Source organism: Microbacterium sp. Root53, assembly GCF_001426925.1.
Lineage (GTDB): Bacteria > Actinomycetota > Actinomycetes > Actinomycetales > Microbacteriaceae > Microbacterium.
Genome location: NZ_LMFR01000011.1, coordinates 1 through 12,963, shown reverse-complemented (window position 1 = coordinate 12,963; position 12,963 = coordinate 1). Strand labels below are relative to the sequence as shown.

Below are 12,963 nucleotides of genomic sequence, written 5' to 3'. Positions count from 1 at the left end.
AGCAGTCTCTGCCCGCGCGGACACGGACAGGTGAAGCCAGCTACCTATTCGCTTCTCCACGCAGACCACACGAGCCCATCCATCCCACCACGCTCGGGAGAAAGCGGCTCTTCGCAGTTGAGGGTGTAGCCCGGGACCGCCGGCTGGTTCGCGGATAGGCGTCGAGGTCTTCCAGGATGGAAGTTCTCACGCTCACCATCTGCCGGAAGACCTCGACTTGCACCACCCTACGTTCGCGACCCCTGACCTGACCACGTTCTGCCGTCTTGACGAGCTCGGTTTTCAAGCCGTCGGGCAGCTGCTCGAGCCTGATCGGGCGGTGCTGGAGTGCCGCGTCGTCGAGGACGACCCGTGGTGTCGGAAGTGCGGCGCGGAGGGCGTGCCGGGTGACACGGTGACGCGGCCGCTGGCGCATGAGCCGTTCGGGCATCGGCCGACGACGCTGCTGGTCCGGGTGCGCCGCTACCGGTGCACGCACTGCCGCCGGACCTGGCGGCAGGACACGTCGAAGGCGGCGGCGCCGAGGGCGAAGATCTCCCGCGGCGGGATCGGGTGGGCACTCACGGCGATCGTGGTCGACCACCTCACCGTCTCCCGCGCCGCAGCAGGGCTCGGGGTGTCGTGGCATACCGCGAACACCGCGATCATCGCCGAAGGCAAGCGTCGCCTGATCGACGACCCGGCGAGGTTCGACGGGGTCACCACGATCGGTGTCGACGAGCACGTCTGGCGTCACACACGGTTTGGCGAGAAGTACGTGACCGTGATCATCGACCTCACCCCCGCGAGGAACAAGACGGGCCCGGCCAGGCTGCTGGACATGGTCGAGGGCCGCTCGAAGCAGGTGTTCAAGGAGTGGCTCGCCGCCCGGCCTGCGGAGTGGTCGAGCCGGATCGAGGTGGTCGCGATGGACGGGTTCTCCGGGTTCAAGACCGCCGCGGCCGAAGAGCTCCCCGACGCGGTCCCGGTGATGGACCCGTTCCACGTCGTCCGCCTCGCCGGCGACGCGCTCGACCGGACCCGGCAGCGCGTCCAGCAAGACACCCTCGGGCACCGCGGTCACGCCGGCGACCCGCTCTACGGGGTCCGCCGCACCCTCCACACCGGCGCGAGCTTCCTCACCGAGAAGCAGACCGCGCGGCTCGACGCGGTGTTCGCCGCCGAGGAGCACGTCGAGGTCGAAGCGACCTGGGGCATCTACCAGCGCATCGTCGCCGCCTACCGCGAACCCGACAAGAACAAGGCGAAGGAGATGATGCGGGCGGTGATCGACTCTGTCAGCAACGGCGTCCCCGCGCTGCTCAAAGAGGTCCGTCGCCTCGGCCGCACGCTGAAGCAGCGCGCCGCGGACATCCTCGCGTTCTTCGACCGCCCCGGAACGAGCAACGGCCCAACGGAGGCCATCAACGGCCGGCTCGAGCACCTTCGCGGTTCCGCCCTCGGCTTCCGGAACCTCACGCACTACGTCGCCAGATCGCTCCTCGAAGCCGGCGGATTCAGACCGCTCCTACACTCTCATTCGCGATGAGCCGAGAAAGCTTGCTCAAGCCGGGATCCGCCCCCAAGTTACCCGCAACACCGCCATGCTGGCTCTCGCCAGCGACCTCCCCGCTGCGGTAGTGGCCACGCAGACGGGTCTGACTCCTCAAACCGCGAGCAGGTGGGCGCAGTTCTCGCAGCGGGACAGTATCGAATACGTCATCGCCCGCACCATGCCCAGCAACCCCGACCGTCCCGGTTAATCATCTGCCTGCGAGCTGCTCGGCGAGCCAGGCTAGGAGAGGGATCCCGAGGACGAGGTTGAGGGGGAAGGTGATGCCGATGCTGGCAGTGAGGGACAGGGCGGTGTTGGCGTCAGGCAACGCGAGGCGGACAGCGGCGGGCGCGGCGATGTAGGACGCACTGGCGCAGAGGACGCCCAGGACGACCGCTCCGCCGACGTTAATCCCGATGAGGGTTCCGGTCGCGACGCCGAGGGTACCCGCGGCGAGGGGGAAGAGGAGGGCGAAGGCGATCAGCCCGGGTCCGCCTTCTCGGATGGTGCCGAGCCGGTGTCCGACTTCAAGGCCGAGGGCGAGCAGGAACAGCACCAGCAGTCCGCGGAAGGCGTCGGTGAACACGGGCGCGATCGGGGCGTACCCGGCAGGGCCTGCGATGAATCCGATGGCCAACCCCCCGATCAGGAGGAGCACCGATTTGCCGGTGAGGACTTCGTGGAGGGTGGGTCCCCACCCGGCGGTTTTGGCGAGGTGTCGGCGCGCGAGGAGGATGCCGATCAGGATGCCGGGGACCTCGAGCACGGCCAGCAGAGTGGCCGAGTATCCGGGGTAGGAGATGCCGGCGTTGTCGAGGAACACCAGAGCGGCGGTGAAGGTGACCAGTGAGGTGGAGCCGTAGTGCGCGGCGATCGCGCCGCGGTCGATCCGGCCCAGCCGGGTCATCAGTTTGAGGGCGCCGTACGCGGCGGCGGGGATGATCACTCCGAGGGCCAGGGCGAGGGCGACCGGGCCGAGCACGGCGGTGGCGGTTTCGCCGCGCAGCGCCACCCCGCCCTTCAGGCCGATGGCCAGCAGCAGGTAGATCGACAGCGCCCGCATCATCGCGTCCGGGACCTTCAGGTCGGACTTGATGGCGGCCGCGAGCACCCCCAGTCCGAAGGCGAGCACTGGGGGTGAGAGGAGGTTGGTCAGGGCTGCGTCGAACAAGGGTCCCCCATCACGATTGGTGAAGCAGACTTCTGCCTTCCAGAGGATAGCGGAAGTTTGGTTCACCAAATGACGCGCGGGTTTGGGAGGATGGGGGAATGGCAGAGTGGACGTTCCTGACCCATCACGCGCACGTGCTGCTCGCGGTCGCGCAGAACAACGACGCCGCCGTGCGGGATATCGCGGAGGTGGTGGGGGTGACGCCACGGTCGGCGTTGACGATCCTGAACGATCTGGAGTCGGCGGGGTATCTGGAGCGGGAGAAGCGTGGCCGCCGCAACCACTATGTGTTGCACCCGGACCGTCCGCTGCGTCACCCGTCCAACGCCACCCACACTGTCGATGACCTGATTCGCGCCCTGCTGGATGTGACCTGATCCCGCCCACGGCATCCACGGCGACTCTGGCGTAGCACGCGGAGCGACTCGCTCGCTTATCTAGCGTTCCAGGGCGGGGAAGGGTCAGTGGACGAGAGCCTTGAGGGCGATCAGGGCGAGCCCGAGGCCGGCGGTGCCAGAGGCCGTGAGAACCTTGATGAGGGTCGAGGTTCGGCGTTGGCGGGCTGCCCACCAGCCCAGGAGTGCAAGGGTGACCACGGCTCCCCACAGCGCGATGTCCACCGCGGTACCCAGCGACAATTGGAGCGCGGCGGCGACAGCCAGGCATCCCACCGGGACGATCAGCGCCCAGAGCAGCCCCGCGGATCTCTGCAGTGCCTCGCGGACAGCCTCCCGCCAGGTGAGGTCGCGGTTGCCAACGATCTCGGCATACACGTGCGCGCCCCAGAACACCAGCACGGTCCCGACCGTGCGGGCGATCAGGGTGGGCAGGCCTGGGTTGTAGAGCGAGAACGCCGAGATCAGCCCGGCCGTCAGCACGGTGCCGTACACGGCTTCCGCGTTCAACGCCCGCGACACCCACGGGTACCGCCGCAGTCCGGCATCCAGATCGAACCCGCCAGCTGCCATCACCCCAACCCCCTTCTTCTCCAACCGACACGCGCGGCCCAGCGTAACCGTCCGGCCGAACCGGCGCTCTCCCGCCCGGGCTGTCGACTATTGGGCTGCGGACGGGTTCTTGAGCAGGACTTGACGTGAAGTGTACTTCTGCTGTTTCATAGTCCTCGAAGGGGAGTAATCCCGCTTCCGTATCGTCAATACGTTCCCCCGTGCGGGATCCGGTGCGGAAGGGCCCAAGGGCCGATGAGACCTTCACGAATGACTCGTGGAGGTCTTTGTCATGAATGTCCCGTTGTGGGCCTGGTTCGCTGTCCTGGGTGTGATCCTGGTGATGCTCGCCGTCGACCTGGTCGCGCACCGCAAAGCGCACGTGATCGGTGTGCGGGAAGCCGCGGTCTGGTCGATCGTGTGGGTCACCCTGGGTGTCGCGTTCGGTGTGTTGGTGTGGTCGCTGTGGGGGGCGGAGTTCGGGCAGCAGTACTTCGCCGGGTACCTCATCGAGAAATCCCTCGCAGTGGACAACGTGTTCGTGTGGGCGATCATCTTCGCCGCGTTCGCGGTGCCCCGTGAGTACCAGCACCGGGTGTTGTTCCTCGGCGTCCTGGGGGCGCTGATCTTCCGGGGCATCTTCATCGCCGCCGGCGCCGCGCTGATCGAGAACTTCTCCTGGGTCCTGTACGTGTTCGCCGCGTTCCTGATCTACACCGGGTGGCGGATGTTCCGCTCCCGCAACGACCACGTGCACCCCGAGAAGTCGAAGATCCTGAAGGTGTTCCGCCGGTTCGTGCCGATGACCGACGCGTATCACGGCCAGAAGTTCCTGATCCGCAAGGCCGGGATCCTCGTGGCCACCCCGCTACTGGCGGTGCTGGTGCTGGTGGAGATCACCGACATCATCTTCGCCGTCGACTCCATCCCCGCCATCTTCGCCGTCACCAGCGAACCGTTCCTGGTCTTCACCGCCAACGCGTTTGCGATCCTCGGGCTGCGGGCGATGTACTTCCTCCTCGCTGACCTGATCCACCGGTTCATCTACCTCAAGATCGGACTCGCATTCGTGCTGATCTGGGTGGGTATCAAGATGCTGCTGCTGGACGTGCTCTACATCCCCACCACCATCAGCCTCGCCGTCGTCGCGACCATCATCACGGTCTCGATCGTCGCGAGCCTCCGCGCCACCCGCGGACAGGGGCGCCGCGAGGTGCAGACCGAGGCGGCCGGCGCGTTCCGGATCGCCACCGAAGAGGAGCTGGCCGCCGCCGAACCGGTGTTCCGTCGCCGCAGCAAGGTGGCCGCGGCGTCCAGGAAGGAGTCCTGAGATGGCGCACACAAGCCCCTCGGCGGCCCTGGCCCCCGAACCCCAGCGTGTGAGGAGGGGCCGTCGAGGCTCAACACTGGCCGTGTTCGTGTTGCCGCTGCTCGCGGTAACCGGGGTCCTCACCGTCGCATGGACCACCGGACTGGGCGACCCCTGCGGCGGACCCGTCCCCGGATGTGGGAGCCTCCGCAACGCCGGCGACACCCCGGTGACGGTCCGCGCGGTCACCGACCAATCGGACACCGAGATGGTAGTAGCGGCGGGGGAGCGGGTACTGCTGGGCGGGACCGTCAACGAAGTCCGGGTGGAGGCCGGGCACTGCCTGATCGTGGAGGGCGGCCCGTTCTGGGACGCCCGCACCGTGATCGACCAGACCGTCAGCGCAAGCGGTTCGTGGCATCCGATCGATGACTGGGGAGCCCGCGTGTACGCGGTCCCCGGCGACTGCCCGGATAGGCGGTGAGAATGATGGTCGGACAATCGGAGGCCTGCCAGCTGCGGCCTGACCGGCACGCTGCCCCGATGGGCCGGGTCGTACTGGAAGCCCCGTTGTGGCCCAACGACCTGCGCCAGTTCGCCGGGCACGGCGAGCTGTGTGTGAATCGGCCTGGGTTTCGTTCCGTTCTTGAAGCAAGGATGGAACGCGATGAACCGGAAGTACTCTCCCGAGATGCGCGAGGATGTCTGCGGTGCGGCATGTGGCCGGTCTCCTCGGCATGAGCGCGGAGACGCTGCGGGTGTGGCATCGTCGTCGGGAGGTCGACGCGGGCGCGAAGCTCGCGGCTTTGAGGATCTCATTCGCTTTCCGCAGCTCGGCCACCTCGCGGCGCAGGCGCTTGTTGGCAGGATCTTTGCAAGCGCAGGATGACTGCCATGATGATCCTGATCCTCGTCACAGCTCTCGGGCTGCTCGGCGTCGCCGCCACCGTGCACGAGGTGCGCGTCGACGGCTACGGCCGGGTCCGCACCGACCCCTCCCGCCTTCCCTGACGCCGGCCGTCGAGCGGAGCTCCGCTCAACGAGCGGGGGAGACCACGCGGTCGTAGATCGCGAGCATCGCCGCCGTGCGCGACGACTGCCGGAACTCCGCGCCGATGCCCGGGTCCGGCAGGGGAGCGGTGCCGGCCTCGATGTCGGCCGCGGCCCGTCGCAGCGCGGCCGCGAGGCCGCGCACGCGTCCCGGCTCGTCCGCGGGGGAGTCCGCGCGCCACACGCCGGCGCCGAGCTCGGCGGCGATGTCCGGGTCGCTCACGACGGACGGCGTGCCCAGCGACGCCGCCTCGAACGGCGTCATGCCCTGCGTCTCGAAGCCGATCGACGTCTGCACGAGCGCGTCGGCGTCCGCGAGACGGTGCAGCACCTGCTCGTAGGGCATCCGGCCGGCGAAGCGCACGGTGCGCTCGAGCCCGCGGCGGGCGACCAGCCGGCGCGCGGGCGCGAGCTGCGCGCCGCCGCCGATCACCTCGACCTCGCACGTCACGCCCGCCTCGGCCACGGCCTCCAGGAACGGCAGCAGCCGCTTCTCGGGGCTCATCCGGCCCAGCCACACGAACCGCGGCGGGCCGGGGCGGCGCTCGGCCGGGACGTCGGCCAGCACCGCGTCGAGCAGCTCGTCGTCGATGCCGTTCCAGACCACGTCGACCGGGTCGAACACACCATGCCGCTCGAGGCGGCGCGCGAAGTGCGACGAGGGCGCGGTCACGGCCGCGGCCCCGATCGCGAGCCCCCGCAGGTGCGCCCACGCGTCCCAGCCGCGGACGGCTCCGCCCGGCAGACCCCGCAGGGCCACGCGTCGCCACGCGTTGAGCGCCCACAGCACCGCACCGGGCGTCGGGGTGTTGGCGGCCAGCCCGGCGTCGACGTGGTTGTGCATCGTGTGTACAGCCGGGAGCCCATGCCGGGCCGCGAAGCGGTAGCCGAGGAATCCGGCCCAGAAGTCCGCCTGCACGTGCACGAGGTCGACCGCGGGGCGCGCCTGCATCCCGCGATCGATCAGAGCGTCGGCCCGGCGGCCCGGCCACGAGAAGCCGTACTCGCGGTCGGCCGTGACGGGGATGGACGGCACGTCCAGGTAACCGGGATCATCCGGGTTGATCGCGGCGCGCGCCCCGTGCCGGCGCGGCGCGACGACCGTCACGGTGTGACCGGCGCGCTCCAGGAAGCGTCGCTGCAGCCGCATCGAGACCTGGGCGCCGCCGAGCGTCTCGACGTGCTGGTCCGCGAACATCACGATGTGCACGGCGTGGATCCGTTCCGGCCGTCAGACGGGGATGTTCTCGCCGCGGTACAGCGCCTCGAACGTGTCCAGCGTGCGGTTGATGTCGTGCACCACCACGCCGTCGAGCGAGGCCTGCTGCATGCGGCGGCGCTCGTCGGCGTCCGCCGTGAGCACGGTCGTGAGCTTGGCCGCCAGGTCGTCCGCGTCGCCCGGGCGGAACAGGTAGCCGTTCTCGCCGTCGTGCACGAGGTGCGGCAGCGCGACGGCGTCGGCCGCGACCACGGGGAGGCCCGAGGCCATGGCCTCCATGGTCGCGATGGACTGCAGCTCGGCGATCGACGCGATCGCGAACACGCTCGCGCGCGTGAGGGCGGCGCGCAGCTCCTCGTCCGGCACCCGCCCGTGGAACACCACGCGGTCCTCGATCCCCAGCTCCGCGGCGAGCGCCTGCAGCGCGTGCTCCTGGTCGCCGCCGCCCACGAGGTCGAGCCTCGCGTCGAGCGCCGGATCCAGCTTCGCGAGGGCGCGCAGGATGACGTCGACCTGCTTCTCGGCCGTCATGCGGCCGACGAAGACGATGCGGTTCTCCGTGCGCGGTGCGAGGTCGGCCGTGTACTGCGTGCGGTCGATGCCGCAGCTGATCGGGATCACGCCGCTGATGTCGATCTGCGCCTCGAGGAAGTCCGCGGCGCGGCGCGTCGGCGTCGTGACCGCCTCGGTCAGCGCGAACGTGCGCTTCGCGTCATCCCACGCCAGCTTCAAGAACAGCCGGTTGGCCCACTCGGGAAGGCGCGTGTGATCCAGGATGTTCTCCGGCATCACATGGTTGGTCGCGATGATCGGGATGCCCCGCTTGCGCGCCTCGCGCGCGAGGCCGCGTCCGATCACGATGTGCGACTGGATGTGCACGACGTCGGGCTTGACCGCGTCGAGCACGCGCCGCGCGTGGTGCTTCGAGCGCCACGGCCACACGAAGCGCAGCCACTCGTGCCACCAGAGCTTGGTCGACGGCAGGCGGTGCAGCGTCATCTGCTCGCCCTCGATCGTCTCGGTGCGAGGGTCCTCGAGCCTGTACACGGTGTTGGGCGCCACGACGTGGACGTCGTGGCCGCGCTGCACGAGACCCGCTGCCAGGCGCTCCGCGAACCGCGCCGCACCGTTGATGTCGGGGGCGAACGTGTCGCATCCGATCAGGATTCGCAGCGGCCGGCGGGCGGTGTCGCCGGAGGGGGAGGTTGTCACGTGCGGCCTCGTGCTTCTGTCAGGGGCGGCTGGGCTCACGCGGCGGAGCCGGTGCGCCACGGACCGGGTCCGTGACGGCGAGGGAATACGAGGTCCGAGCCTATCCGACGCCCCCGCGCGAACCCGGGCGCCGTGCCGCCGTGCGGCGATGGCGCCGCCCGCGGTCAGGCCTGCGCGGCCCACCACTCGGTGAGCCGGCGCTCGGCCTCCTCCTCGCCCAGCACGCCCTCGTCGAGGCGCAGGTCGAGCAGGAACCGGTAGGCCTTGCCGACGGCGGGGCCGGGGGAGATGCCGAGCACCTCCTGGATGCGGTTGCCGTCGAGCTCGGGGCGGATCGCGTCGATCTCCTCCTGCTCGCGCAGCGACGCGATGCGCGCCTCGATGTCGTCGTAGGCGCGCGCGAGGCGCGTGGCCTTGCGCTTGTTGCGCGTGGTGACGTCGGCGCGGGTCAGGATGTGCAGGCGCTCCAGCTGGTCGCCCGCGTCGCGCACGTAGCGGCGCACGGCCGAGTCCGTCCACGCGCCCTCGGCGTAGCCGAAGAACCGCAGGTGCAGCTCGATCAGCTTCGAGACCGCGTCGATCGTGTCGCCGTCGTAGCGCAGGGCCTGCAGGCGCTTGCGGGCCATCCGCGCGCCGACCAGGTCGTGGTGGTGGAACGACACGGCTCCGCCCGGCTCGAGCTTGCGCGTGCGGGGCTTGCCGATGTCGTGCAGCAGCGCGGCCAGGCGCAGGGCGACATCCGGCTCCTGATCCGGGAAGCGCGCCTGCTCGTGCTCGATCGCCTGCGCGAGCACGGTCAGCGAGTGCTCGTAGACGTCCTTGTGGTGGTGATGCTCGTCGACCTCGAGTTTGAGCGCCGACACCTCGGGCAGGAACTCGTCGATCAGGCCCGTCTCGACCAGCACGCGGATGCCGCGGACGGGGTCCTCGGTCGCGAGCAGGCGGCTGAGCTCGCCCTGGATCCGCTCGGGGCTCACGATCGAGAGCGTCTCGCGCAGGTCCCGGATGGCGGCGAGCGTGCCGTCCTCGACCCCGAACCCGAGCTGGGAGGAGAACCGGGCGGCGCGCAGCATCCGGAGCGGGTCGTCGCCGAAGCTGATGCGCGGATCGATCGGCGTGCGCAGGACGCCGGCGAGCAGATCCTCGACCCCGCCGGTCGGGTCCACGAGCTTGACCTCCGTGACGCGCAGCGCCATGGCGTTGACCGTGAAGTCGCGGCGCACGAGGTCGGCCTCGAGCGTGTCCCCGAACTCCACGGTGGGCTTGCGGGTCACGCCGTCGTAGCTGTCGGCGCGATAGGTCGTGATCTCGACCTGCTCTCCCTGGACGCGGGCGCCGATCGTGCCGAACGCCCGGCCGATGTCCCACTGGGCCGTGGAGATGGGCGTGACGATCCGCAGGATGTCGTCGGGCCGCGCGTCGGTCGTGAAGTCGAGGTCGTGCGTGGTGCGGCCGAGCAGCGCGTCGCGCACCGGACCGCCGACGATCGCGAGGTCGTGTCCGGCGTCGGCGAACGCGCGGGCGAGCGTCGCGACCACCGGCGAGGCCGCGAGGTCGCCGAGGCGCGCGACACCGGCGGCCATGTTGAGCATGGGTTCCAGGGTAGTCGGGCGCGGCGCGCCCCCTCGGTCAGCGGGTGACGCGGTACTGCAGCAGCACGTGCCCCGTCGGCGCGGTCTCGGCGTGCTCGAGCCGCAGCGCAGTCTGCGGCAGGTCGGGCGGGGCGAAGCCCCATCCCGAGCCGATCAGCACGGGCACCACGCGCAGGCGCAGCACGTCGACGAGACCGGCGTCGAACAGGCCGCGCGTGAGCTCGAGGCTGCCCCACACTGCGATCGACGAGAACCGCTCGCGCAGAGCGGCGGCCTCGTCGAGCCCCGGGACCACGTCGATCTCGCCGTCGCCCCACGGCGCGCGGTCGAGCGTGCGCGACACGACGTGCTTGGGCAGTCGCGCGATCGGGACGGCGACGGCCTCGGTCGCCGGATCCGCCTCGGGCCAGTACGCGGCGAACATCTCGTACGTGCGGCGGCCGAGCAGGATGGCGTCGACGGTCTCCAGCCAGCGCATCTGGGCCGAGTCCGTGCGGTCGTCGTCCTCGAACGGCGCCGCCTCGAAGAACGACAGCCCGCCGTCCGGCTCCGCGGCGAACCCGTCGACCGACACGATCTGCTCCACCGTGATGATCCCCATCATCTGCCACCCCCGGGTGTCGGCGAACTCCCCCGGCGCCCACGATGCCCGGCCGCCGCACGAGCGGAGCTCCGGACCGACGGCAATCCTTCGGCGGATGTGACGCAGGCCCTGCTTGAGGCATCGCTCACGTCTCCCGACCTCGGGATCTCCGCCGTCGAGTGGCTGCCGGAGACCGGAAAGCTCGCGGTTTACGCAACCGCAGACGAGGCAACCTTCGCCGCTGCCATGAGCGAAGCCAAGCTCGACGGCGCTGTCGAGCACCGCCCAGCCGTCCTGGATGCGATCGGCAAGGCGGAGCTCGCTAACGACATCGTGGGCACCAACGGCAAACTCGGCTCCGGAGATCGGGTGGTCGAGGTCGAGCCCTCCCTCGACGGCAGCGAAGTGCGTGTGGTCCTCGATGAGAGCAACCGCGGCCGCACAATCAGCGCCGATGCGCGCTCTGAAATCAGCGCGAAGGCGAAGGCCAAGGGCAAGGGCAAAGGCGTCACGGTGACGGTCGAGTACGGGGCCGCGGCACAGCCGGCGCTGCGCAACCACGCGGCCAACCCCTCGACCTACAGCGGCGCTGTCATGACGCGCGTCGGCGCGAACAGCGCTTGCACCACCGGGTACCGAATGACGCAGACGTCCGGGAACGTCCCGGTCATGGGATCCGCACATCACTGCCACGCCGGAGTCGAAGGACAAAGCTGGAAGTACACCACCGTGGACGGATACCCCGTCGCAAAGGCGTACAGCGCCTACGGCGCCGGGCTGTCCAACGGCGACGTCTCGGTCTGGAAGGGCCCAATGGCCGACCACATGCTCCCGGGCATCTTCATCGGCGACCACACCGTTTCCGGGTCCGGTGTCTACTCGATTAAGGGTGCGATCCACAGCGTCGTCGGCGCGAACGTCTGCTACTCCGGGAGCTTCAGCGGCACGGTGTGCTCGAACACGATCATGGCCACGGGGCTGACCGTCTGTTACACCGGGCTGCCTTGCTACAACAACATCGTGCGCACGCAACAGGCCACGGGTATCCCCGCGCTCGGAAACGGCGACAGCGGCGGCCCGGTCTACTCCACATCGAGCGGCATCTACGCCACCGGCATCATCAGCGGCATGTCCAACGGAACAGCTACCTGTACCGGAGAACCCGGATCATCCGCCACGGGCGGACGCAAATGCAGTGCCACCGGGCTGTACGCGCCCATCGCAGAACTAATGACCGCGGGGTACGGCCTCAACTACATCCCCTAGTCAGCACCGCCGGCGCCGTCCGTGACCTCGACTGTGAAGCCCGTGAGGTCACGGGCGGCGTCGAGCGTGAACGTACGGGGAGCCAAATCGGCGGTGCAGACGTCTGCCGGCCACGCCGTGAGGGCAATCTCGACCACCTGCTTCTCCGACTCGACCGCCAGGATCTCCGGGATCGAAGGGCAGCTCGAAGAGCCGGACGTGATCACTACCAGCGACTCGTCGGACGCATAAGCACGCACCGACGCCGGTGAGTTCGGCTCATCCTCGTAGCCGCGGACCTCAAGTCTCGTTCCAGGATCGGCTGGCTCACCCGGATCCCCAGGGGGCTCGGCTGGGGCCGCGGAGCAGCCACTCATGAGCATCATCAGCGCAGCACTGATGAACGACAACCAGCCAGCCGTGGCTGATCCTTTCGCCGACTCCATGCTTACCAGGCTCGCAAAGTCTGCAGCAGCTGTCGAGCCGCACCCGCGAACAATGGTGAACCGGAGCGCGCGGATCTCGCCAGGCTGTTCTTGCATGGTGACTGCGAGCCAAGAAGATCGCCTTCACCAGCCGGCGCGCTGGTCGGCGATGCGCTGACAGGCGCCCTGCCAGACCCAGCAGCGCAGGCGTTCGCCGTCGACGTCGACCTCGACGCCCACTGCATCGTCGGTCCAGCGGCGCACACGCACGGTCGCGCGCACGTCGACGTCGCCGAAGCGCAGCCACGCCAGGCCCCACAGCTGCATGCTGTCCGGGACGATCGACACCACGCGCTGCCCCAGCTGCTCGGAGCTCAGCCTGCGCAGCGGTCCGTTCGCCCGGGCCTCGCGTAGCTCACGCTGCTCGGCGAGACGCCCCGCGTTGTGCGGATGCCGGCGATTCTGGCCCACGAGCCCCTCCGTGCGAGCTTCGAAGATTTGTTCAGTGGACGACTGTAACCCCGGGTGATGACGTCGACCAATCCCCCGGCGTGGCGGCCGTGGCCCCTGTCACTTAGGGCGTGTCTGACAATTGTCGGGTCCAGGCGATGACGGCGTTGAGGATCACGGCGGCGCGGTAGACGACGGCGAGCTTGTCGTAGCGGGTGGCGAGGCC

General features: G+C 69.5%; 13 protein-coding genes and 1 pseudogene. 5 read left to right on the top strand and 9 right to left on the bottom strand.

Translation table 11 applies throughout. The features are described from left to right. The first annotated feature begins 217 nt into the window (after positions 1-217). On the top strand, positions 218-1,528 hold the full coding sequence (locus ASD19_RS04785) for an ISL3-like element ISPfr18 family transposase (RefSeq protein WP_055989158.1): 1,311 nt from the start codon (positions 218-220) through the stop codon (positions 1,526-1,528). Between the two features lie 214 nt (positions 1,529-1,742). Here the strand turns inward: ASD19_RS04785 and ASD19_RS04780 are convergent, their stop codons facing one another. Then, on the bottom strand, positions 1,743-2,705 hold the full coding sequence (locus tag ASD19_RS04780; RefSeq protein WP_082542987.1) for a sodium-dependent bicarbonate transport family permease: 963 nt from the start codon (positions 2,703-2,705) through the stop codon (positions 1,743-1,745). Positions 2,706-2,803: 98 nt separating this feature from the next. Here ASD19_RS04780 and ASD19_RS04775 point away from each other — a divergent pair, with 98 nt between their 5' ends. Continuing rightward, positions 2,804-3,082, top strand: a complete 279-nt coding sequence (locus ASD19_RS04775; protein WP_055989154.1) for a helix-turn-helix transcriptional regulator — start codon at positions 2,804-2,806, stop codon at positions 3,080-3,082. 84 nt (positions 3,083-3,166) lie between these two features. Here the strand turns inward: ASD19_RS04775 and ASD19_RS04770 are convergent, their stop codons facing one another. Further along, positions 3,167-3,676 carry a hypothetical protein gene (locus ASD19_RS04770; protein WP_055989151.1) on the bottom strand — a complete coding sequence of 170 codons (510 nt, stop codon included), beginning with the start codon at positions 3,674-3,676 and terminating at the stop codon, positions 3,167-3,169. 268 nt (positions 3,677-3,944) lie between these two features. Here ASD19_RS04770 and ASD19_RS04765 point away from each other — a divergent pair, with 268 nt between their 5' ends. Beyond that, positions 3,945-4,982 carry a TerC family protein gene (locus ASD19_RS04765; RefSeq protein WP_055989148.1) on the top strand — a complete coding sequence of 346 codons (1,038 nt, stop codon included), beginning with the start codon at positions 3,945-3,947 and terminating at the stop codon, positions 4,980-4,982. A gap of 82 nt (positions 4,983-5,064) precedes the next feature. Next, positions 5,065-5,445 carry a hypothetical protein gene (locus ASD19_RS04760; protein WP_156377111.1) on the top strand — a complete coding sequence of 127 codons (381 nt, stop codon included), beginning with the start codon at positions 5,065-5,067 and terminating at the stop codon, positions 5,443-5,445. A 552-nt stretch (positions 5,446-5,997) separates the two neighbouring features. Here ASD19_RS04760 and ASD19_RS04755 read toward each other — a convergent pair. The 4 genes from ASD19_RS04755 to ASD19_RS14505 form a co-directional block, all read right to left on the bottom strand. Further along, positions 5,998-7,221, bottom strand: a complete 1,224-nt coding sequence (locus tag ASD19_RS04755) for a glycosyltransferase (RefSeq protein WP_055989142.1) — start codon at positions 7,219-7,221, stop codon at positions 5,998-6,000. 21 nt (positions 7,222-7,242) lie between these two features. After that, positions 7,243-8,442 (bottom strand): glycosyltransferase, encoded by a 1,200-nt coding sequence (locus tag ASD19_RS04750; protein ID WP_055989139.1) that lies wholly within the window; start codon positions 8,440-8,442, stop codon positions 7,243-7,245. Between the two features lie 164 nt (positions 8,443-8,606). Next, on the bottom strand, positions 8,607-10,034 hold the full coding sequence (locus ASD19_RS04745) for a CCA tRNA nucleotidyltransferase (RefSeq protein WP_055989136.1): 1,428 nt from the start codon (positions 10,032-10,034) through the stop codon (positions 8,607-8,609). Between the two features lie 37 nt (positions 10,035-10,071). Next, a complete protein-coding gene (locus ASD19_RS14505) occupies positions 10,072-10,638 on the bottom strand; it encodes a dihydrofolate reductase family protein (protein ID WP_055989133.1) in 567 nt (188 codons plus the stop codon). A gap of 96 nt (positions 10,639-10,734) precedes the next feature. Here ASD19_RS14505 and ASD19_RS14500 point away from each other — a divergent pair, with 96 nt between their 5' ends. Then, positions 10,735-11,883, top strand: a complete 1,149-nt coding sequence (locus tag ASD19_RS14500) for a hypothetical protein (protein WP_055989130.1) — start codon at positions 10,735-10,737, stop codon at positions 11,881-11,883. On the opposite strand, the gene ASD19_RS14280 is transcribed toward ASD19_RS14500, so the two are convergent. The 3 genes and pseudogenes from ASD19_RS14280 to ASD19_RS14495 all read right to left on the bottom strand — a co-directional run. After that, on the bottom strand, positions 11,880-12,404 hold the full coding sequence (locus ASD19_RS14280) for a hypothetical protein (protein WP_134747329.1): 525 nt from the start codon (positions 12,402-12,404) through the stop codon (positions 11,880-11,882). The genes ASD19_RS14500 and ASD19_RS14280 overlap by 4 nt on opposite strands. 27 nt (positions 12,405-12,431) lie before the next feature. Continuing rightward, positions 12,432-12,758: a hypothetical protein gene (locus ASD19_RS04725; protein ID WP_055989124.1), complete on the bottom strand. Its 327-nt coding sequence runs from the start codon at positions 12,756-12,758 to the stop codon at positions 12,432-12,434. Positions 12,759-12,861: 103 nt separating this feature from the next. Then, a pseudogene (locus ASD19_RS14495) lies at positions 12,862-12,963 on the bottom strand (IS5/IS1182 family transposase); the annotation flags it as partial.